Below are 20,486 nucleotides of genomic sequence, written 5' to 3'. Positions count from 1 at the left end.
CTCGCACTGGCCCGGCAAAAACCCCTCGCAACGTCTGACGGGACGCCGTTCAGGTGAATAGCCGGAACGGCCGAAGGATGCGCTGGGGGAGGCCGTCGACCCGCTCACGCGCCCGCCGCCGTTCGGTCCGGAGTGTGTCGGTGAGGCTCCGGTCGTCCAGCCGCGACGTGTAGCGCTCCCCGTCGCGTTCGATCACGTCCAGATCCAGCAGGGTGTCGAGTGCGTCCTCGATCCGCGACCGGGAGAGGTCGAGCGAGTCGTCCAGTTCCGGGACGGATTTCGGCCGTTCGTCGAGGGACTGGCCGACGATGGACGCGTCACCGAACCGGTCCATGGCGTCGGGTGCACCCGGGTCGGTCCGGCCAGCACCGGACTGCAGGTCGTAGACGCCATCGAGTGCCAACCACGCGCCGACGACCAGGAACGCCACTTTGAGAGCGTCGTTGCCACCGGTGAACGCGAGGGCGTACGCGCCCAGTCCGATCAGTGCGAGTCCGAGCGGGAGCTTGCCCCAGCCCCGATTGATCCCGTAGCGCCGCCGGACGTGGGGCCAGACCGTCGCCGCGGTGATTCCGATCGCTGCACCGCCGAGGCCGCCGGCCGAGATGTCGGTGAAATACCAGACGAGGAGGAGCCCGGTGGCCGTACCGGCGAGTTCTAGCGCCAGGGAGTACCGCCGGAGGAGGGCGATGGGCCGCGATTGCAGGGACATAGTCTGATCTGTGGCCCGGAATATAAAAAATCCTGCTGGGGGTCGGCCATGGCAGTTCCCCGTTGGATATATGACAATTAAACGCACACGCCGTGTCGCACGGACAGTTTTATATACGATACGGGGTTTTGGAACAAGTGCTACAATGTCCAACGATACAGAGGGCACGTCGGGATCCCCGGCGGATCGAGTTCTTCCAGGGCACACTGGATTCCACTTCTGAGATAACAGAAGCGCGCATTTTCGACACCACGCTGCGCGACGGTGAGCAGTCGCCACGCACGTCGTTCTCGTACGACGACAAACGCGAGATAGCGGCTGTGCTGGACGACATGGGTACCCACGTCATCGAGGCGGGGTTCCCGGTCAACTCGGACGCGGAGTTCGAGGCCGTCCGCGACATCGCCGAATCCGCACAGAACAGCGAAGTCTGTGGGTTAGCGCGCGTGGTCGACGAGGACGTCGAGGCTGCACTCGACAGCGGCGTCGATCTGGTACACGTGTTCGTGTCCACCAGCGACGTGCAGCTACAGGACTCCATGCACGCCACTCGCGAGGAGGCCAAACAGGCCGCCGTCGAGAGCGTCGAGCGTGTCACGGAAGCCGGCGTCGAGTGTATGTTCTCGCCGATGGACGCCACGCGAACGGACGAAGACTTCCTGATCGAGGTCGTACAGGCCGCCGACGCGGCCGGCGCCGACTGGGTGAACATTCCGGACACCTGCGGCGTCGCCACGCCGCGGCGGTTCTACGACATGGTCGAAAAGGTAGTCGATGCCATCGACGCGCGCGTGGACGTTCACACACACGACGACTTCGGGCTGGCAGCGGCGAACGCCCTGTCGGGCTTCGAAGCTGGCGCGAGCCAGTCGCAGGTGTCGGTCAACGGCATCGGTGAGCGGGCGGGCAACGCGGCCTACGAGGAGGTCGTGATGGCCCTCGAGAGTCTCTACGACGTGGAGACCCACATCGACACGACTCGCATCACCGAGCTGTCGCGGCTCGTCGAGGACCGGTCGTCGATTCCGGTGCCGGCGAACAAGCCGGTGGTCGGCGAGAACGCCTTCTCCCACGAGAGCGGCATCCACGCCGCGGGCGTCATCGAGAACTCGGACACGTTCGAGCCGGGTGTGATGACGCCGGAGATGGTCGGGGCCGAGCGCGAGCTCGTCCTCGGGAAACACACCGGCCAGCACTCCGTCCGGGAGCGGCTGGTCGACGCCGGGTACGACCCCACCGAGGAGGAAGTCCGTGAGGTCACCCGTCGCGTCAAAGACTACGGCGCCGAAAAAAAGCGGGTCACGATGGACGTGCTGGAGAAGTTCGCCCGTGAAGTCGGCGTCACCGAGGAGGAGGTCCGGGTCTAACATGGCCTCCCCTCGCGGTGCTCGCGCCCGTCAGCGGCTGGTAAAGGGCGTGACGACTCGGAAGAATTATATCACTGGACGGGCCTACTCGGCATACGATGACCGCGCGTGCTGGACCCGGGAGCGCCCCCGACCCCAGCGGCGCGCTCGTGATTCTCGCGGGTATCGTAGGGGCCCTGTAGCCCCTACACACGTTCTCACCCCGAATTCTGCAGCACAGTCGGTAGCGACCGGGAGGCGACACATGCAACGACCACGCACACAACGGACGGAGGAACCCACATGAGCGATAGCGCACAGACACCACACGCGGACGAAGTCGAAACGGAAGCGACGGACGACAGACCGGACGAACCCGAGGGCGAGAGCCACGTCGAACCCATCGAGACCGGCGCGGACGCGGTCGTCGCGGCCCTGAAAAACGCCGGCGTCGACTACCTGTTCGGCGTGCAGGGCGGGGCGATCATGCCCGTCTACGACGCGCTGTACAGCGAGTCGGACATGACCCACGTCACGATGGCCCACGAACAGGGTGCAGTCCACGCCGCCGACGCATACGGGATCGTCACCGGCGATCCGGGCGTCTGCATGGCCACTTCGGGCCCGGGTGCCACCAATCTGGTGACCGGCATCGCCGACGCCAGCATGGACTCGGACCCGCTAATCGCGCTGACGGGGCAGGTACCGACCGACCTGGTGGGCAACGACGCCTTCCAGGAGACCGACACCATCGGCGTCACCCAGCCGATAACCAAGTACAACCACTTCGCGGCCTCGCCCGACGAGGTGGGCGACGACGTGAGTACGGCCTTCGCGCTGGCCGACGAGGGCCGGCAGGGACCGACGCTGGTCGACCTGCCCAAGGACGTGACCCAGCCCGAGACCGACGTGGAACCGGGCAAGCCGGAGATGCCGGACACGTACAACCCGCCGGAGAAGGCCGACGAGGACGCCGTCTCCGAGGTGGCCGACGTGATCTCCGACGCCGAGAAACCGATCATCCTGGCCGGCGGTGGCGTGATCAAGGCCAACGCCAGCGACGAACTGCGGGCGTTCGCCAAGGAACACGACATTCCGGTCATGACGACGATGCCGGGGACCGGTGCCTTCGACCAGACCCACGAGCTGTCGATGGGCATCGCCGGCATGCACGGCACCGGCTACGCCAACATGGCGATCACGCTGACCGACTGCATGCTCGCCATCGGGACGCGGTTCGACGACCGGCTGACCGGCGACGTGAAGACGTTCGCGCCGGATGCCGACATCGTTCACGTCGACATCGACCCGGCCGAGATCAGTAAGAACGTCAAGGCCGACTACCCCCTGCTGGGCGACGCCAAGGCGGTGCTGGACCAGCTGGCCGACGCCATGACGGACTCGCCGAGGGCCGAGGCCTGGCGCGAACAGTGCCAGACCTGGAAAGACGAGTACCCGCTGGACTACGAGATGCCCGAGGATCGACCGCTCAAGCCCCAGTACATCGTCGAGCAGTTCGACGAGGCCATGCCCGACGACACCATCGTCACGGCCGGTGTCGGGCAACACCAGATGTGGGCCTGGCAGTACTGGACCTGGACGGAACCCCGGACGTGGGTCACCTCCCACGGCCTGGGGACGATGGGCTACGGGTTCCCCGCGGCCATCGGTGCGAAACTGGCCAAACCCGACAAGGAGGTTATCGCCTTCGAGGGCGACGGCTCCTTCCTGATGACGAGTCAGGAACTCTCCGTTGCGGTGCGGGAGAACCTCGACATCACAATCGTCGTCCTGAACAACGAGGCGGTCGGGATGGTCCGCCAGTGGCAGGACGGCTTCTACGAGGGTCGCCGGATGGCCTCGGAGTATCCGTGGGTGCCCGAATTCGACAAGCTCGCAGAGGCCTACGGCGCTCGTGGCTTCCGGCTGGAAGACTACGACGAAGTCGACGAGGTCATCCAGAAGGCGCTTGCCTACGACGGGCCGGCGGTCGTCGACGCGATCATCGACCCCGAAGAGAACGTGTACCCGATGGTGCCCAGCGGCGGTGACAACAGCCTGTTCGCGCTGTCGGAAGACCATCTGGACGAGATCTGACGATGACAGGGAAACTTCCAGGGCCGGGCCCGGGCGAGCGGATGCGACCCGAGGGCCGGCGCAACGAGGACGGTATTCGCATCGACCCCGAAGCGGAGGCGAAACACGAACCGCGCCGCGCGGTGCTGTCGGCGCTGGTCGAACACGAGCCCGGCGTCCTGGCGGAGGTGTCGGGCCTGTTCAGTCGGCGGCAATTCAACATCGAGAGTCTCACGGTTGGTACAACCGTGGACGAGAGCCGGGCGCGCATGACGATCGTCATCGAGGAGACCCGACCCGGGATTCAGCAGGCGAAAAAGCAGCTGCGGAAGCTGATCCCCGTGATCTCGGTGCGGGAACTGGACCACGATTCGATACAGCGTGAACTGGTGATCGTGAAGGTCAACGGCGAGGAACCGGACAAAGTTCACGCTATCACCGAGATGTACGGCGGCGAGACCCTCGACGCCGGGCCCCGAACGATCACCGTCGAGATCACCGGCAACGTCCAGAAGATCGACGACGCCATCGACGCGTACAAGCAGTTCGGCATCCGGGAGATCGTCCGGACGGGCTACGCCGCGCTCTCCCGCGGCGAACAGCAGACGGCGGAAGTCGAAGACGAAGTGAAACTGACTGCGGACACAGAGGTGCCAGCAGACGATGACTGACGAATTTACCAGCGAGATCTACTACGACGAGGATGCCGACGTATCGAACATCGAAGATAAGACCGTGGCCGTACTGGGCTACGGGAGCCAGGGCCACGCCCACGCGCTCAACCTCCAAGACAGCGGTGTCGACGTGGTCGTCGGCCTCCGGAAGGGGTCGTCCTCGCGCGAGGCCGCCAAAGACGAAGGGCTCGAAGTGACGACGCCGGTCGACGCGGCGTCCCAGGGCGACATCGTGAAGATGCTCGTTCCCGACACCGTTCAGCCCGCGGTCTACGACCAGATCCGCGACGAACTCGACGCCGGCGACACGCTCCAGTTCGCCCACGGGTTCAACATCCACTACGGCCAGATCGAGCCCCCGGAAGACGTGGACGTGACCATGGTCGCGCCCAAGTCTCCGGGCCACCTCGTGCGCCGGAACTACGAGAAAGGCGAGGGGACGCCCGGCCTGCTGGCCATCTATCAGGATGCGACGGGCGAGGCCAAAGCGGAGGGGCTGGCCTACGCGAAGGCCATCGGCTGTACGCGTGCCGGCACGATCCAGACCACGTTCCGCGAGGAGACCGAGACCGACCTGTTCGGCGAGCAGGCCGTCCTCTGTGGCGGCGTGACCGACCTCGTGAAGGCCGGCTTCGAGACGCTCGTGGACGCGGGCTACTCCCCGGAGATGGCCTACTTCGAGTGTCTGAACGAACTCAAACTCATCGTCGATCTGATGTACGAGGGCGGCCACATGGAGATGTGGAACTCCGTCTCCGATACCGCCGAGTACGGCGGCCTAACCCGCGGCGAGTCGGTCATCGACCGCGAAGGGATGGAAGAGATCCTCGAGGGCGTCCAGAACGGCGAGTTCGCCCGCGAGTGGATCAACGAGAACCAGGCCAACCGGCCGGCCTACAAGCAGTACCGACAGGCCGAACAGGACCACCAGATCGAGGCGGTCGGCGAACGCCTGCGCGACCTCTTCGCATGGGACGAGGAGCAAGAATGACCGAGGAATCCGACCGACAGACGATGCGCGACGTGGACCACACACCGCCACACGGCGAAGGCGCGGAGCGTGCCTTCGAGCGTGGCACCGAAGGACGAGCTGAGACAGCATGAGTGACAATACGCTGTACGACAAAGTCTGGGATCGACACAAGGTGACGACGCTGCCAAACGGGCAGGATCAGCTGTTCGTTGGCCTGCACCTCATCCACGAGGTCACGAGCCCGCAGGCGTTCGGGATGCTCCAGGAACGGGACCTGGAGGTCGCCCGGCCAGACCTGACGCTGGCGACCGTCGACCACATCGTCCCCACCGCGGACCAGTCCCGGCCCTACAGCGACGACGCGGCCGAAGAGATGATGTCCGAACTGGAGGAGAACGTCCGTGACGCGGGCATCGAGTTCCTCTCGCCGGAGACCGGCGAGCAGGGCATCGTCCACGTCATCGGCCCGGAGCAGGGACTGACCCAACCCGGCAAGACCATCGTCTGTGGCGACAGCCACACCTCCACCCACGGCGCGTTCGGCGCGCTGGCGTTCGGCATCGGGACCAGCCAGATCCGTGACGTGCTGGCGACCCAGACCATCGCGATGGAGAAACAGAAGGTCCGGAAGATCCAGGTCGACGGCGAACTCGCCGAGGGCGTCGAGGCCAAGGACATCATCCTGGAGATTATCCGCCGTCTGGGCACGGAGGGCGGCGTCGGCTACGTCTACGAGTACGCCGGCGAGGCCATCGAGGATCTGGGCATGGAGGGACGGATGTCGATCTGTAACATGTCCATCGAGGGTGGCGCTCGCGCGGGCTACGTCAACCCCGACGAGACCACCTACGAGTGGCTGGAGCAAACGGACTACTTCCAGGAGCACCCCGAGAAATTCGAGGAACTCAAGCCGTACTGGGAGTCCATCCGCAGCGACGACGACGCGGAGTACGACGACGTGGTCCACATCGACGCGAGTGAACTGGAACCCGTCGTCACGTGGGGCACCACGCCCGGCCAGGGCGTGGGGGTCACCGATCCCATCCCGGAACCCGAGGACCTCCCGCCAGAGAAACAAGACACCGCCCGGCGCGCCCAGGAACACATGCGCGTCGAACCCGGCGACACGATGGAGGGCTACGACATCGACGTGGCCTTCCTGGGGTCGTGTACGAACGCCCGCCTGCCCGACCTGCGACGCGCAGCGGAGATCGTCGAGGGCCGTCAAGTCCCCGACGACGTGCGCGCGTTCGTCGTCCCCGGCAGCCAGCGCGTCCAGCGGGCTGCCGAGGAGGAAGGGCTGAAGGATGTCTTCACCGAGGCCGGCTTCGACTGGCGCAACGCCGGCTGTTCGATGTGTCTGGGGATGAACGAGGACCAGCTGGAGGGTGACGAGGCCTGTGCCTCCTCCTCGAACCGGAACTTCGTCGGCCGCCAGGGGAGCAAGGACGGTCGGACGGTCCTGATGAACCCCCAGATGGTCGCCGCGGCGGCGATCAACGGGGAAGTGACTGACGTGCGCGATCTCGAGGAGGTGGTCAGTGTATGAGTCGGGAGGCTGATGAGGTAGAGATCCCCGAAGTCAAGGAAGTCACGGGCTCGGGGATCCCGATCCGCGGGAACGACATCGACACCGACCAGATCATTCCGGCGCGGTTCATGAAGGTCGTCACCTTCGACGGCCTCGGGGAGTTCTCCTTCTTCGATCAGCGGTTCGACGACGAGGACGAGCCCAAGGACCACCCGATGAACGAGGATCGGTTCCAGGACGCCAATATCATGGTCGTCAACGCGAACTTCGGCTGTGGCTCGTCCCGCGAACACGCGCCCCAGGCGCTGATGCGCTGGGGCATCGACGCGTTCATCGGCGAGTCCTTCGCCGAGATCTTCGCCGGCAACTGTCTCGCACTCGGGATGCCGACGGTGACGGGCGACCAGGAGACCATCGAGGACCTGCAGAACTTCGTCGACGAGAACCCTGACGCCGAGATCGACATCGACGTGGCCGACGAAACTGTGACCTACGACGGCAAGACCGTCGACGTGACCGTCGACGAGGGCCAGCGGAAGGCCCTCGTGGATGGCATCTGGGACACGACGGCCCTGATGAAGGCCAACCAGCAGGCCATCTCCGAGACGGCCGACGGCCTGCCGTACGTCTGAGCCGGCACTCGGGACAGCCTGCGGATTTTCGATTCGGAATCTCGCCGACGATAGCCAGGGCTGTCGTCGCGTCGTTCCGAGAAACCGCAAGCCTATTCGCTCGGGCGGTCGCCCGACGTGGTAATGACACACCGGATCGCGGTCATCCCCGGCGACGGTATCGGCGGCGAAGTCGTCCCTGCGGCCATCGAGGTCCTCGAAGCACTCGATCTCGGCTTCGAGTTCGTCGACGGCGAGGCGGGCGACTACGTGAAAGAAGAGCGCGGCGAGGCGCTCCCACAGGAGACCTACGACCTCGCGGCCGAGGCCGACGCGACGCTGTTCGGCGCGGCGGGCGAGACCGCCGCGGACGTGATCCTCCCGCTCCGGGAGGCCGTCGACTCGTTCGCAAACGTTCGCCCGGCCCGCGCGTACCCGGGCGTGGACGCGGTCAAGCCCGCGACCGACCTCGTGTTCGTCCGGGAGAACACGGAGGGCGTCTACGCCGGCATCGAGGACGACCTGACCGACGACGTGACAACGCTCACGCGGCTCATCACCGAGTCGGCCTCCCGGCGGATCGCCGAATTCGGCTTCGAGTACGCCGAGGCGAACGGCTTCTCGGACGTGACGGTGGCACACAAGGCAAACGTCATGCGAAAGACCGATGGGCGATTCCTCGAAGCCTGTGAGGCCGTCGCCGGGGAAGGCGACTACGAGTACGACGAGGCGCTGATGGACGCGTTGGCGATGCACCTCATCATGCACCCCGAAGACTACGGGGTGGTGATCTGTCCGAACCTCGCGGGCGATATGCTCTCGGACCTGGCGGCTGGACTCGTTGGTGGGCTCGGCCTGCTCCCGAGCGCGAACATCGGGCCGGACAACGCGCTGTTCGAGCCGGTCCACGGGTCGGCACCGGACATCGCGGGCGAGGGCATCGCGAACCCGGCGGCGATGATCCTGAGCGCGGCGATGATGCTCGATCACATGGGCTACGGCGGGGAGGCGACGCAGGTCCGGGATGCAGTTACGGCCGTGCTGGAGGACGGGCCGCGGACGCCGGATCTTGGCGGCGATGCGTCGACTGCCGACGTGACCGAGGCGGTGCTGGACGCGCTGTAGGCGAGCCGATTACGGGTCCCACGCCGGCCGGCAGCGGTCGGAGCAAAACGAGTGAAAGAGGAGGGCCCCGTCGGTCTCCACCGGGACCGAAGCGACGTGGAACTTAACTGAATGGGGGGAGTCAGTGTCGGTGTATGCCAACCGTCGATCTCGACGAGGAGACCATCGAACGACTGGACGGCCTCCGGGTCGAAGACGAGAGCTACGACGAGGTCATCAACGAACTCATCAACATCTACCAGGCCGAGGAGCTGACGCTGTTCCGGGGCAGCGACGAGGACTACTGATCCGACTCGGCGGCCGCGGCCCGGACCGTACTCCACCGGCCGGTCTCTTCGAGGTGTGCCTGTAACTCCGTGGCGTACTCGTCGGCCAGCCGCTCGGCCGTCGCCAGTCGCTCCTCGTCGAGGTCGTCGTCAGCGCCCCCGCCTCCCAGCCCGAGGGCCTGCTTGATTCCACCGATCACACCATCGCCGTCACCCCCACGTCCACCCGGTCCGCCCGAACCGCCTGGCCCGGCCATCGGATGTTCGTCCATCGAGTCCAGTTCCGGGAGGACCGACGGGAGCGCGGACGTGTCGGCGACGAGCTGTGCCGCGTCGTCGTCGGTCGGCTCTTCGATCTCGAATTCGATGGCGGTCATGACCAGTCCCCACTGCTGGCGGGAGAACGGTGACGACTCGACGCGGTCGGTGAACTGCTGGTCGACCGTCATCCGGTCGCCGACGATCCGGTCGGTCCAGTGTTCCATGTATCGAGTGTGGCGGCCGAGTGGCTTCAGCGTTGTCACGGACGCGTCGCTCGATGGTCGGTCACGAAGAAACGGAGTCCGCGGCGGACGATGCGTGTCGGTGCCACCCCCACGTGGCAACTGGGTCCCCACCCATGGTGCGTCGTCCGACAGGCCGAAGCCTGTAACACGGTGCCCCCTCGGTCGCCGGTCCCACCCCCCGACCGAAGTAGCAACTAACTCAATTCGCCCATCCCCACTGATAGTGTCGCCGGTTATGGACGGTCGTTTATGACAGTGGGGGTCGCTGACACGCCGCCACCATCGAAAAAAACAGCGCCGTCTCAGTTACAGCTCGTCCAGATCGACCGACTCGTCGCCGTCGAGGACGTGGACCGCGGCGTCACTGTCGGTCGCCGCCACTTCGTCGACGAACCGGTCGGTGTCGATCTCGATGGGCGGGAAGGTGTCGTAGTGCATCGGGAAGACGTGATCGACGTCAAGCCAGTCGGCCGCGATGGCGGCCTGCATCGGGCCCATGGTGAAGTGGTCGCCGACAGGTAGGGCTGCGGCGTCGGGTTCCAGGTACGGACCGATGACCTCGCGCATCTCGGTCATGAGGCCGGTGTCGCCGGCGTGGTAGAACGTCGTCGAATCCTCGTCGGCCACCTGCGTCGGGACGGTGTCGCTGATGACGTAGCCCGCACAGTTGCCGCCGCTCGGGGCGACGAAGCCCTCGCCCATGCCGTTCGTGTGGTCGGCGCGGTGCATCGTCACGTAGGCGTCGCCGAACTCGACGGTGCCGCCGAGGTTGAACCCGACCACGTCGTCTTCGGCGAAGTCGTGTGCATCCGCGAGGTGGCCGACGACTTCGGGCGTCCCGCCGAGCGTGGCGTCGGTGTACTCGCCCACGTCGGCGACGTGGTCGTCGTGGCCGTGTGTCACGAGTACCACGTCCGGGTCGAAATCGGGGGCCTCGGCGTCGGTCTTGGGATTGTCGAAGAACGGGTCGATCAGGATGTCCGTGTCACCGACCGAGACACTCCAGGTCGCGTGACCGTGCCAGGTGAGATCCATTGCACGACTCGGTTGGGTCGAAGCCCACTTAACGGTACAGGAGCCTGCAGAGCCGACCGGCTCAGCCCCGGAGATAGCGATACGAGCCCGCGACCAGGACCGCCAGAATCGCCGCCCCGAGCGTGAACCCGCCGAAGGTACCGTCCGAGGCCATCACCGTCCGGTCGGGCGTGGCAGTCTCCGTCGCTGTCGCGTTCACGGTGGTCGTGGCGGCCGTCGATGCTCCATCGGGCGCGCCAGCCGTCACGACCCCAGCCGTCGGCACGATGGCGAGAATCACCAGCAGGCAGCAGGCCAGTCGGGACACGTGCCGGTGTAAGTGATGAGTGCTTGTAAACGCTTATCAGGCGGCGCTCCGATTCGCGGGACATGAAACGCGTGCGCTTCCGGGATTCCGCGGGCAACGTGCGTGGGGGTCGCTGGACCGTCGAGAACGGGGAAGAGCTGGTGACGGCCGCGGCCGGACCGTACGGGCGCATCTCCTTTGGCGACGAGAAGTTCGCCCCCGACGACGTGGAGATTCTCTCGCCCTGTGAGCCGACCAAGATCGTCTGTGTCGGCCTCAACTACGCCGACCACGCCGCCGAACAGGACGCGGACGTGCCGGATCGGCCCATGCTCTTTCTCAAACCGCCGAACACGGTCACGAGCCACAACAAGGAACTCACGCTCCCGGCGAACAAGGCTCGCATCGACTACGAGGCCGAACTCGCCGTCGTCATCGGCGAGCGCTGCAAGGGCGTCAGCGCCGACGAAGCGATGGACCGCGTCTCCGGCTTTACCTGTCTCAACGACCTCTCGAACCGGGACGACCAGGAGGTCGAACGGAACTGGGTCCGCGGCAAGGCCTTCGACGACGCCGCACCCATCGGCCCGCTCGTCTCGACCCCGGAACACGTCCCCGAGGACGCGACCATCGAGTGTCGCGTCAACGGCGAAGTCAAACAGCAGTCCTCGCGCGACCAGTTCATCTTCTCCGTTCCCGAACTCATCGAGGAGATCACGACCTACATGACGCTCGAACCCGGCGACGTGATCTCGACGGGGACCCCCGCGGGCGTCGGCCCGCTGGCCGACGGCGACGAGGTCGAAGTCGAGATAGAGGGAGTCGGCACCCTGCGCAACACCGTTCATATCCCCTGAGTCGCGTTTTCTCGGTTCTCTCCACGCCTCCCAGCCACGGGTGTCCGTCGGCCGACACCAGAAGCCATAAGTTTAGGCTCACCTAATCCCGGCCGAAATGGATCGACGGCCAAGCGACCGGGTCGACGTGTGTGTCGTCGGGGCGGGGCCGGCGGGCGCGCTCGCCGCGCACCGACTCGCCGAGCGGGGCCACGAGGTCGTCGTGCTGGAGGCGGGCCCGCGGTTCGAATTCGAGTCGCGCCTCGACCGCATGGAGCGGGCCATCAGGCCGGCCCATTCCGATAACTCGGTGTGGAACATGGGCGGCGAGCGCGACGCCTACAGTTCCAGCGGCGAGCTGTTCTATCCCCTGAACGCTGCCCGCGTCAAGGGAATCGGCGGCTCCACGCTCCACTGGCAGGGGATGGTGATGCGCCACCACGAGGCCGACTTCGAGCGCCGGACGCGGGACGGCGTCGCCGCCGACTGGCCCATCGGCTACGACGATCTGAAACCCTACTACGCTACGGCGGAGACGGAACTGGGTGTCGCGGGAGCCTCGGACAACCCATTCGCGCCGCCCCGCGACGACCCACATCCACTGCCCGCGTTCGAGCCGTCCTACAGCGACTCGCTGTTCGCCGAGGCCTGCGAGCGGCTGGGCGTCGTCATGCACTCGGTCCCGAACGCCCGCAACTCGGAAGGTTACGACGACCGGAGCGCCTGCGTCGGCTACGGCACCTGCAAGCCGGTCTGTCCCTCCGGCGCGAAGTACAGCGCCGACGTGCACGTCCGCAAAGCCGAGGATGCGGGCGCTCGCGTGATCGACCGCGCCCCGGTCCAGGAACTCGTCACCGACGACGCGGGACGGGTCGAGGCCGCCCGGTACGCCACGCCCGACGGCGAGACCCACCGCCAGACCGCTCGCGAGTTCGTCCTCGCCTGTGGCGGCGTCGAGATTCCCAGACTGTTGCTCATGTCGCGCTCGACCGATCATCCGGACGGCCTCGCCAACAGTTCCGGACTCGTCGGCCGCTACTTCACCGAACACCTCTTCTGTGGTGCCGGTGGCCTGCTCGACGAGCGCACCCGGCAGAATCACGTCGGCTTCATCACCAGCGAGTGTCACCAGTTCTACGACGAGCCCGGCCGCGCCACGGAGGGGAGCGACGGCGGGATTCCGGGCAGCGACGCCGACCTCGGCCCGATGAAACTGGAGTTTTTGAACTACGCCGGCCCGTCGCCCGTGGAACTGGCCCTGAGCGCCGACGAGTTCGGCGACGACCTGCTCTCCTCGCTGCGGGATGCGTACGGCAACAACATCGCGATGGGCGGACTGGTCGGCCAGTTACCCAGGAAGGAAAACCGGATCACGCTCGACACGTCTCGGACCGACGACCACGGCAACCCCGTGCCCGACATCACGTGGTCGCTCGATTCCCGGACGAAGCGGACGATCCGACGAGCAAACGAGATCCAGCACACGATCCTGGAGGAACTCGGCGTCGACATCGGCTGGACGGTCGGCCCCGAGAACACCGGCCCGGCCTTCCACCACATGGGGACGACCCGGATGGGGACCGATCCTGCAGAGAGCGTCGTGAACCCACAACTACGGACGCACGACGTGCCCAACCTCTCGGTGGCGTCGAGTAGCGTGTTCGTCACGCCCGGGGCGCTGAATCCCACGTTGACCATCGCGGCGCTGTCGCTGAAGTGTGCGGATCACGTCGACGAACGGCTCTGAGAGAAAGGCGTCGTGATCAGATGCCGAAGCCGCTCAGGAGCAGGCCGGCGACCACGAGCAGACCGAGCGCGGCCACGGAGCCGGCGAGGAAGAAGGGTCGAGCGTTGTTCGCGGGTTCGCGGAGTTTCCGTTCCGCGAGCCCGTCGCTGATCTTGCTGGTGCCGACCTCGACCAGGCCCGCGAGCGCCAGCCAGAGGACGATCATGGCGATGACGAGGTAGCCACGCGTCGAACCGGTCAGAGTCCCGACGGTGTAGAGGTTGCCCGCGAGGTGGCCACCGGTCAGGAACAGGATCAGTGCGGAGGCCCGCGAGAGCGTGAGCAGGCGGCTCGTGATGTCGGCGAAGGGGTCGGTGTCGATACTGCCCTCCCGGGCGATGGGGAGGACGCCGTAGGTCATGAACAGGACAGCGCCGGTCCAGAGGCCGGCGAACAGCATGTGGATTACGTACCCGATTGTCAGGTCGATAGACGCCATACCCGAGTGCTGTGGGCATCACCTCTTGAAACTGGTGAGTTCCGGCCACCTCGTTCAAGCAGGCTTAAGAATCGCGGTCCGCTTCCCCCGTACATGGAACCACGGGACCTGTCGGACCACTCCGTCTACCGGGCCGGGCGGGGAATCGAAGAGGTCGCCCGGGATCTGGGACTCGATCCCGACGACTTGGTCAAACTCTCCTCGAACGAGAACGTACTGGGTCCCAGCCCGAAGGCGGCCGCCGCGATCCGCGAGCACGCCGACTCCGTACACCTCTACCCGAAGAGTTCACACACCGACCTGATCGAACGCCTGGCCGACGACTGGAACGTCGCGTCCGAGCAGGTCTGGCTAGCAAACGGCGGGGACGGCGTCCTCGACTGTCTCTCGCGGGCACTCATCCGCCCTGGCGAGCGCGTGCTGGTGCCACGTCCGGGCTTCGCCTACTACGCCATGAGCGCCCGCTATCACCACGGCGAAGTGGCGACCTACTGCCTGTCGAAGGCCGACGACTTCGTACAGACGGCCGACAGGGTCCTCGACGCCTACGACGGCGAGCGCATCGTCGCCGTCACCAGCCCGCACAACCCGACGGGCTCGGTCATGCCACTGGACGAAGTGGAACGGCTGGCCGACGAGACCGGCGAGGACACGCTGATCCTCGTGGACGAAGCCTACGGCGAGTTCGCGGACGTCGAGAGCGCGGTGGACCTCGTCCGCGAGCGCGACGACGTGGCCGTCCTCCGGACCTTCTCGAAGGCCTACGGCCTGGCCGGGATGCGCCTGGGCTATGGACTGGTCCCCGAGGACTGGGCCGACGCCTACGCCCGCATTCACACCCCCTTCGACACGGGTGAACTCACCTGCCGAGCGGGGCTGGCGGCACTCGACGACGACGAACACATCGAGAAGACGGTGGCGATGGTCGAAGACGCCCGCGAGTACCTCTACGAGAACCTCGACGCCCGAACCTGGGAGAGCCAGGGGAACTTCGTGCTGGCGGAAGTTGGGGATAGCGAGGGAGGCAGTCCCGCTGGCGAGCGGTCGCAGACCGCGAGCGGCGAAGCCGTCACCGACGCCGCCCAGCGCGAGGGGATCATCGTCCGTGACTGTTCGAGTTTCGGCCTCCCCGAGTGCATTCGGATCACCTGCGGCACACCCGAGCAGATGGAGCGGGCGGTCGAGGTACTGAACGAGGTGATCGACGCGTGAGAGTCGCGGTGACAGGCACGCCCGGGACGGGCAAGACCACCGCGACGGACCTCGTCGAGACGGACCTCGAACCCGTCCACCTCAACGAGGTCATCCGCGAGGAGGGGCTGGCGACCGGCCGGGACGAGGAACGCGACAGCCTCGTCGCCGATCTCGACGCCGTGGCCGACTGGCTGGGCGACTGCGAGGACCTCTTGCTCGACTCCCATCTGGCCCATCAACTGAACGTGGACCGCGTGATCGTCCTGCGCTGTCACCCCGAGGAACTCGAACGGCGACTAACCGAGCGGGGTGAGCCTGCGGCCAAGGCCGAGGAGAACGCCGAGAGCGAGGCCCTGGACGTGATCCTCGCGGAGGCAGTCGAGCGCCACGGCGAGGAAGCCGTTTACGAGATCGACGCGACCGACCGGGACCCCGAGGCAGTGGCCGGTGAGATCGAGCGCGTGATCGACGGCGAGCGCGAACCGAGCGCGGGGACCGTCTCGTTCATCGAGTATCTATGACGCTGGATAGACTCAGGCCGCTGGCCGACCGTGCGCTGACACCATTCGTGAGTGCGTCGAGCAGATTGGGTGTGACGCCCAACGTCGTGAGCGTGATCGCCTTCGTGCTGGCGGCCGGTGCTGGTGGCGCGTTCTACCTCGGTGGCGGTGGCCGGGTTGGCGCGACCGACCCGATCTGGTACCTCGTCGGTGCGCTGTTCGTCTTCCTGAACGGCTGGCTGGACCTGCTCGACGGTGCACTGGCCCGGCGTCTGGGGACGGACTCGCGGGCCGGGGACCTGCTGGATCACGTTCTCGACCGCTACGCCGACATCGTGATGATCGTCGGGCTGGCGGCGGGCGTCGACCGCTACCCGCTCGGACTGGCGGCCGTCACCGGCGTCCTCATGACCTCCTATCTCGGCACGCAGTCTCAGGCCGTGGGGCTGGATCGGGTCTATGGCGGTCTGCTAGGCCGGGCCGACCGGCTGGCGCTGATCGGCGTGATCGCCCTGTACTCGTTCGTCATTCCGTCGGAACTCTACGGGTTGACGGCGGTCGGCTGGCTGCTCGCGGTCTTCGCGGTCGTCGGTCACCTGACGGCGCTCCAGCGGTTCGTCGGGGCGTTCCGGGCGCTGTCCTGACGGCCGTCTCGACGGCTGTGTCGCCTGGCGTACGATTTATACACGGGCACGGCGAAGAGTCACTCATGGTCCAGTGTGAGATGTGCGGCGCCGATACGGCCTCGCCGAACACGGTGAAAGTCGAGGGCGCGGAACTCGACGTGTGCGACGACTGTGCCGACTTCGGCACCGAGGTCCGCACCGAGAGCAGTTCTAGCTCGTCCACGAAATACTCGACGAGCGGTTCCTCCGGCTCGGACTCGGTGAGTTCGGGGTCCAGCGGTGGATCGAGCTCCGGGACGAGCGCTTCGTCGGGTGGCGGTGGTGGTGGTGGCGGTCGCCGCCGCGACATGTTCGACGAGATGGACGAAGTGGCACAGGACTACGACCAGCGCATCCGACAGGCCCGGGAGAACGCGGGACTGAACCAGGAGGAACTGGCCAATCAGCTCAACGAGAAGGCCAGTCTCATCCGCAAACTCGAACTCGGTGACACCCTTCCGAGCGACTCGGTGCAGCAGAAACTCGAAAGTGAACTCGACATCGTCCTGACCGAGGGTGGCGGGAGCGCCGACGACACGGAGTGGAGCGGCGGCTCCAGTGACGGTGAGTACACGCTGGGCGACGTGGTACAGCGAAAAGACTCCTAGATGTGACGCTGGACATCTTCGATAGAGAGGTCCTCGCCGATCTCGTCTAGCTCGGCTTCGAGCCCGTCTATCTCGGCGGTCAGACGCTCGAACTGGTCGCTCCGTTCTAGTTCCGCGGCGCTCTTCTCGACCTTGAGGACGTTGCGTTTCAGTTTCTTGGAGGTGAGCTGCTGGTGTTTCTCGCTGTACTCGGACAACTTGAGCAGGCGGTGGACTACGTCGAGCAGGTCGTCCCGGGAGACCGGTTTGACGAGGTAGTCGTCACAGCCCATGTCGATGATATCGAAGCCTGGGTTGACCGCGGTCACCATCGCGACCCGGCAGTCCGACCCGTTCTCGTTGATATCCGCGAGGACCTTGTCGCCCGAGAGGTCGGGCATCCGACGGTCGAGCAGTGCCACGTCGACCTCGACAGTGTCGTCGTGGAGGACCTCGATTGCGTCTTCCCCGCCGTAGGCCGTCAGCACCTCGTAGTGTTCGGCCAGGTAGTCGGTGTAGAGGTCAGCGAGGTGCTGTTCGTCCTCCGCGACCAGCACCGTCGCCTCCGAAGTTGGCGATGACACGACTATCACTGCAATCGTACTGGCCCCGGCGTATTAAAACGGCCCTCCGACTCACCGTGCCGAACTCCCACCCTTTATGCACGCCGCGGTCGCCCCTCTCGCTATGTTCGTCCTCGTCAACCTGAAGGCGTACCCGTGTGACCCCGTCGCGGTCGCGACCGCGGCCCACGAGGTCAGCGAGTCCACTGGCGTCCGAATCGCCATCGCACCGCAGGCCGCCCACCTCTCGGCCGTGGCCGACACCGGCGTCGAGACCTGGGTTCAGCACGTCAGCCCCGTCGAGCACGGCAGTCACACCGGCTCGACGCTCGCTGAGGCCGCCGCCGACGCGGGCGCGGTCGGGGCCCTGCTGAACCACTCCGAGAACCGATTGAAACTCGCCGACCTCGACGCGAGCCTCGACGCCGCCGAACGCGTCGACTTCGAGACCATCGTCTGTGCCAACGACCCCGATCAGATCGCCGCCGCCGCGGCGCTGGGCCCCGACGCCGTCGCCGTCGAACCGCCGGAGTTGATCGGGACCGGCACACCCGTCAGCAAGGCCGATCCCGACATCGTCCGGGACGCCGTCGACGCCGCGGCCGCCGTCGACGCCTCCGTGGACGTGCTCTGCGGTGCTGGCATCTCCACCGGTGAGGACCTGGCGTCCGCACAGGACCTCGGTGCCGAGGGCGTCCTGCTCGCCAGTGGCGTCGCCAAGGCCGACGACCCGAGGGCGGCGCTGGAAGACCTCGTGGACCCGGTGGCCTGATAGTCCGGAAGCGTCGCGATTCCCGGGCCCGGAGGGTATCCTCGGAGTCGGCCTCGCGTGTCCTTCGGCGGTCCGAGCGATCACGAACCCTTTTCGTTCGCGCGTGTCGTCCCGGGTCCATATGGACGATGACGCACCTGACCGCCAGGGGTTCTCCCGGCGAAGGGCACTCCAAGGGCTGGGTAGTGCGGCAGCGGCCGCCGGTCTCGCGGGCTGTCTCGATCTCGGGATTCTGGGCGAGGACGAGCGGGATGTCTCTCTGCAACCGGCCTCATGGATCACACCGACGAGGATGGACCAGGCAGTCGCGTCCGGCTATGCCGACTTCAGCAGCATCTACAGCGCTGTCGGCGAAATGGAGGATGTTCCGTGGTCGGCGTTCACCGAGTGGTACGGCCAACCCGCGCCACAGCCCGCGGACCGGTCCGACTACCCGCTGGTGCCGAGAGATGTAATCGCCGGCGGCAGCCCCTTCGTCGTCGAGCAGGAGGGCGAGTCCTGGCACCACAGTAAGGGGATCCCCGCGATGGCGTCGATGACGATCCAGACGGGAGACGACGAAGAATCCCTGAAACACCTCACGGTGTACGAGCTGCCCGATTCGGACAGCAAAAAAGAACTGAAAGAGTACATGTCGAACCACGGGCGGACGTTCAAACAGGTCGATTCCGTCTCGGTCACGAAAACGCTCAATACCTACAACGAATCCGAGCAGTTCGTCAGCAGTACCTACGCGCTGGAGGACGGCGTCCTAGTCGACCAGATCGGGAGCCTATCCGAAGAGCCGGGAGAGAGAAACTACGGCCACCTGACCGGCGCAGTCGAGCGCGCTGGCTCCTCCGTCGACCTCGGTGACCACCCCGTCAGCCGACTCTCGGAGCTGGACATGCTCCACACTTACCAGCTCGACGACGACGCGTGGATCGACGCCGTGTCGAAGTCCGTCGCAATCGACTTCGAGACCGAGCGGAAGGTCGAACTCTACACGTTCGAGGACGAGGCCACAGCAACCGAGGCTCGCGACCGGTTCGGGGTCACGGACGAGGGTGCCCTCAGAGCAGACGGCGGCGATCAGGAAATCGTCTGGGAGCCCGCTGCGGTCGACTACACAGCGGTGCGAACGGACGGGCGGGGCGTCCGCATCGACGGCGACATTACGGCACTCGCACGGGCGATCAACGAGGGGAACTACATCTGGGCCGCTCGCTTCGGCCTGATGTAACCGCTCGCATCGACCTGTTCGATTCAGCGACACTTTTGTGACCGCTGTGAGTGTGCGCGTCTGTGAGCGACGGCTCGGAGCGAAGCAGGGGTACACCGTCCGCCGAACTGTACCGGACGAGCGCGAGCAGACTGGGACGGCAGCGGCGGACCGACGGTCCGGGACTACCTGCCGGTGACGGTGCTGACCGCCTTCGGCGTCGCGGGGGTCTTCACGCTTGCGGGCATCCAGCTGGTCCGGATTCCCGCGTTCGGGGTGTGGGGCCCGCTCGCCTCGCTCGTCAACCTCGCCAACGCCCACGTGCTGAGTCTGTTCATGCACGAGGGACTGTGCCACTACCTGGGGAACATGGTCCTATTCCTGCTGTTTGGCGGGGTGTTGACGGCCCTGACGAGTGATGAGTGCGTCCTCGTCGTGATCCTCGCCGCGCACGTTCCCGTCTCGATCCTGTTCCCGATCCTCTATTCCGCTCACGGTGTTGGGGCCAGCCTCGCAGTGGCCGGGCTGATCGCGGCCACGTTCGTCCGCGCCGCGGCGGTCGTGACCGGATGTGGAGACGCGGACGCGGTGCGAGCGATCCTCGGCGGGGCAATCGCCGTGCTCGCGCTGGTCCTGTACACCCGGGGCTTCCTGACGGGGAGTTTCTTCTGCGTCCGGATCACCGACCACCACCTCGGGGGCTGGATCGCCGGTGGACTGGCCGAGGCGCTGTGGCTCGTCCGGCCGGAGGCCGGAACCGGAGGATAACGGGCAAACGGCTCGTCCTGAAGCCGCAAATAAA

Annotated in this window: 24 protein-coding genes and 1 pseudogene; 18 read left to right on the top strand and 7 right to left on the bottom strand. The window is 66.2% G+C overall.

Translation table 11 applies throughout. The features are described 5' to 3' along the window. Window positions 1-49 precede the first annotated feature (49 nt). A complete protein-coding gene (locus MU521_RS00210) occupies window positions 50-712 on the bottom strand; it encodes a hypothetical protein (RefSeq protein WP_092687330.1) in 663 nt (220 codons plus the stop codon). Between the two features lie 128 nt (window positions 713-840). Between MU521_RS00210 and MU521_RS00205 the strand changes: the two genes are divergently transcribed. From MU521_RS00205 to MU521_RS00170, 9 genes are all read left to right on the top strand, one after another. After that, on the top strand, window positions 841-2,079 hold the full coding sequence (locus MU521_RS00205; RefSeq protein ID WP_175452742.1) for a LeuA family protein: 1,239 nt from the start codon (window positions 841-843) through the stop codon (window positions 2,077-2,079). 282 nt (window positions 2,080-2,361) lie between these two features. Further along, window positions 2,362-4,155, top strand: a complete 1,794-nt coding sequence (gene ilvB, locus MU521_RS00200; RefSeq protein ID WP_092687336.1) for a biosynthetic-type acetolactate synthase large subunit — start codon at window positions 2,362-2,364, stop codon at window positions 4,153-4,155. A gap of 2 nt (window positions 4,156-4,157) precedes the next feature. Next, window positions 4,158-4,805: an acetolactate synthase small subunit gene (gene ilvN / locus MU521_RS00195; protein WP_092687339.1), complete on the top strand. Its 648-nt coding sequence runs from the start codon at window positions 4,158-4,160 to the stop codon at window positions 4,803-4,805. Next, on the top strand, window positions 4,798-5,799 hold the full coding sequence (gene ilvC / locus MU521_RS00190) for a ketol-acid reductoisomerase (protein ID WP_092687342.1): 1,002 nt from the start codon (window positions 4,798-4,800) through the stop codon (window positions 5,797-5,799). Before ilvN ends, ilvC begins: the two co-directional genes overlap by 8 nt. Next, on the top strand, window positions 5,796-5,912 hold the full coding sequence (locus tag MU521_RS21915; RefSeq protein ID WP_490166453.1) for a DUF7989 family protein: 117 nt from the start codon (window positions 5,796-5,798) through the stop codon (window positions 5,910-5,912). The genes ilvC and MU521_RS21915 overlap by 4 nt, the downstream gene beginning before the upstream one ends. Continuing rightward, on the top strand, window positions 5,909-7,330 hold the full coding sequence (gene leuC / locus MU521_RS00185; protein WP_092687346.1) for a 3-isopropylmalate dehydratase large subunit: 1,422 nt from the start codon (window positions 5,909-5,911) through the stop codon (window positions 7,328-7,330). Before MU521_RS21915 ends, leuC begins: the two co-directional genes overlap by 4 nt. Beyond that, window positions 7,327-7,944, top strand: coding sequence for a 3-isopropylmalate dehydratase small subunit (leuD, locus tag MU521_RS00180; RefSeq protein WP_092687349.1), 618 nt, complete (start codon window positions 7,327-7,329; stop codon window positions 7,942-7,944). The genes leuC and leuD overlap by 4 nt, the downstream gene beginning before the upstream one ends. 123 nt (window positions 7,945-8,067) lie before the next feature. Beyond that, on the top strand, window positions 8,068-9,048 hold the full coding sequence (locus MU521_RS00175; protein WP_092687352.1) for an isocitrate/isopropylmalate dehydrogenase family protein: 981 nt from the start codon (window positions 8,068-8,070) through the stop codon (window positions 9,046-9,048). 134 nt (window positions 9,049-9,182) lie between these two features. Next, the gene (locus MU521_RS00170) at window positions 9,183-9,335 is read left to right on the top strand and encodes a DUF7557 family protein (RefSeq protein WP_175452743.1); all 153 of its coding nucleotides are present in this window, start codon (window positions 9,183-9,185) and stop codon (window positions 9,333-9,335) included. On the opposite strand, the gene MU521_RS00165 is transcribed toward MU521_RS00170, so the two are convergent. From MU521_RS00165 to MU521_RS00155, 3 genes are all read right to left on the bottom strand, one after another. Next, window positions 9,329-9,799, bottom strand: a complete 471-nt coding sequence (locus MU521_RS00165) for a DUF5799 family protein (protein WP_092687355.1) — start codon at window positions 9,797-9,799, stop codon at window positions 9,329-9,331. The two genes, MU521_RS00170 and MU521_RS00165, sit on opposite strands and share 7 nt — an antisense overlap. 327 nt (window positions 9,800-10,126) lie before the next feature. After that, the gene (locus MU521_RS00160) at window positions 10,127-10,855 is read right to left on the bottom strand and encodes a metal-dependent hydrolase (protein ID WP_092687358.1); all 729 of its coding nucleotides are present in this window, start codon (window positions 10,853-10,855) and stop codon (window positions 10,127-10,129) included. A 61-nt stretch (window positions 10,856-10,916) separates the two neighbouring features. Further along, entirely contained in the window at window positions 10,917-11,162 is a 246-nt protein-coding gene (locus MU521_RS00155; protein ID WP_092687361.1) for a hypothetical protein, read from the bottom strand. 62 nt (window positions 11,163-11,224) lie between these two features. Between MU521_RS00155 and MU521_RS00150 the strand changes: the two genes are divergently transcribed. Further along, window positions 11,225-11,998 (top strand): fumarylacetoacetate hydrolase family protein, encoded by a 774-nt coding sequence (locus tag MU521_RS00150; protein ID WP_092687364.1) that lies wholly within the window; start codon window positions 11,225-11,227, stop codon window positions 11,996-11,998. A 97-nt stretch (window positions 11,999-12,095) separates the two neighbouring features. Continuing rightward, entirely contained in the window at window positions 12,096-13,724 is a 1,629-nt protein-coding gene (locus MU521_RS00145; RefSeq protein WP_092687367.1) for a GMC family oxidoreductase, read from the top strand. A gap of 16 nt (window positions 13,725-13,740) precedes the next feature. On the opposite strand, the gene MU521_RS00140 is transcribed toward MU521_RS00145, so the two are convergent. Continuing rightward, window positions 13,741-14,202, bottom strand: a complete 462-nt coding sequence (locus MU521_RS00140) for a transporter (RefSeq protein ID WP_092687370.1) — start codon at window positions 14,200-14,202, stop codon at window positions 13,741-13,743. A gap of 93 nt (window positions 14,203-14,295) precedes the next feature. Here MU521_RS00140 and hisC point away from each other — a divergent pair, with 93 nt between their 5' ends. The 3 genes from hisC to MU521_RS00125 are packed head-to-tail and all read left to right on the top strand — an operon-like array spanning window position 14,296 to window position 16,540. After that, on the top strand, window positions 14,296-15,414 hold the full coding sequence (gene hisC, locus MU521_RS00135) for a histidinol-phosphate transaminase (RefSeq protein WP_092687373.1): 1,119 nt from the start codon (window positions 14,296-14,298) through the stop codon (window positions 15,412-15,414). Continuing rightward, window positions 15,411-15,917: an adenylate kinase family protein gene (locus MU521_RS00130; protein ID WP_092687376.1), complete on the top strand. Its 507-nt coding sequence runs from the start codon at window positions 15,411-15,413 to the stop codon at window positions 15,915-15,917. The genes hisC and MU521_RS00130 overlap by 4 nt, the downstream gene beginning before the upstream one ends. Then, a complete protein-coding gene (locus tag MU521_RS00125; RefSeq protein ID WP_092687379.1) occupies window positions 15,914-16,540 on the top strand; it encodes a CDP-alcohol phosphatidyltransferase family protein in 627 nt (208 codons plus the stop codon). The genes MU521_RS00130 and MU521_RS00125 overlap by 4 nt, the downstream gene beginning before the upstream one ends. Here MU521_RS00125 and MU521_RS21910 read toward each other — a convergent pair. Next, window positions 16,422-16,760, bottom strand: a pseudogene (locus MU521_RS21910) (DUF8138 family protein); the annotation flags it as partial. The gene MU521_RS00125 and the pseudogene MU521_RS21910 sit on opposite strands and share 119 nt — an antisense overlap. Here MU521_RS21910 and MU521_RS00120 point away from each other — a divergent pair. Further along, a complete protein-coding gene (locus tag MU521_RS00120; RefSeq protein ID WP_490166455.1) occupies window positions 16,654-17,169 on the top strand; it encodes a multiprotein bridging factor aMBF1 in 516 nt (171 codons plus the stop codon). The pseudogene MU521_RS21910 and the gene MU521_RS00120 sit on opposite strands and share 107 nt — an antisense overlap. Here MU521_RS00120 and MU521_RS00115 read toward each other — a convergent pair. Next, window positions 17,166-17,732 (bottom strand): response regulator transcription factor, encoded by a 567-nt coding sequence (locus MU521_RS00115; RefSeq protein WP_245681126.1) that lies wholly within the window; start codon window positions 17,730-17,732, stop codon window positions 17,166-17,168. The genes MU521_RS00120 and MU521_RS00115 overlap by 4 nt on opposite strands. 103 nt (window positions 17,733-17,835) lie before the next feature. On the opposite strand from MU521_RS00115, the gene tpiA reads away from it, so the two are divergent. The 3 genes from tpiA (at window position 17,836) to MU521_RS00100 (ending at window position 20,452) form a co-directional block, all read left to right on the top strand. Continuing rightward, complete coding sequence (gene tpiA / locus MU521_RS00110) at window positions 17,836-18,483, top strand: triose-phosphate isomerase (RefSeq protein WP_092687385.1); 648 nt, start codon at window positions 17,836-17,838, stop codon at window positions 18,481-18,483. 121 nt (window positions 18,484-18,604) lie between these two features. Continuing rightward, window positions 18,605-19,705: a hypothetical protein gene (locus tag MU521_RS00105; RefSeq protein ID WP_092687388.1), complete on the top strand. Its 1,101-nt coding sequence runs from the start codon at window positions 18,605-18,607 to the stop codon at window positions 19,703-19,705. 174 nt (window positions 19,706-19,879) lie between these two features. Continuing rightward, a complete protein-coding gene (locus MU521_RS00100) occupies window positions 19,880-20,452 on the top strand; it encodes a rhomboid family intramembrane serine protease (protein ID WP_092687391.1) in 573 nt (190 codons plus the stop codon). Window positions 20,453-20,486 lie beyond the last annotated feature (34 nt).

Source organism: Halorientalis regularis, from assembly GCF_023698535.1.
Taxonomy (GTDB): Archaea; Halobacteriota; Halobacteria; order Halobacteriales; family Haloarculaceae; genus Halorientalis; species Halorientalis regularis.
The sequence above is the reverse complement of the archived record's forward strand: the minus strand, read 5'-3'. Positions and strand labels throughout refer to the sequence as shown.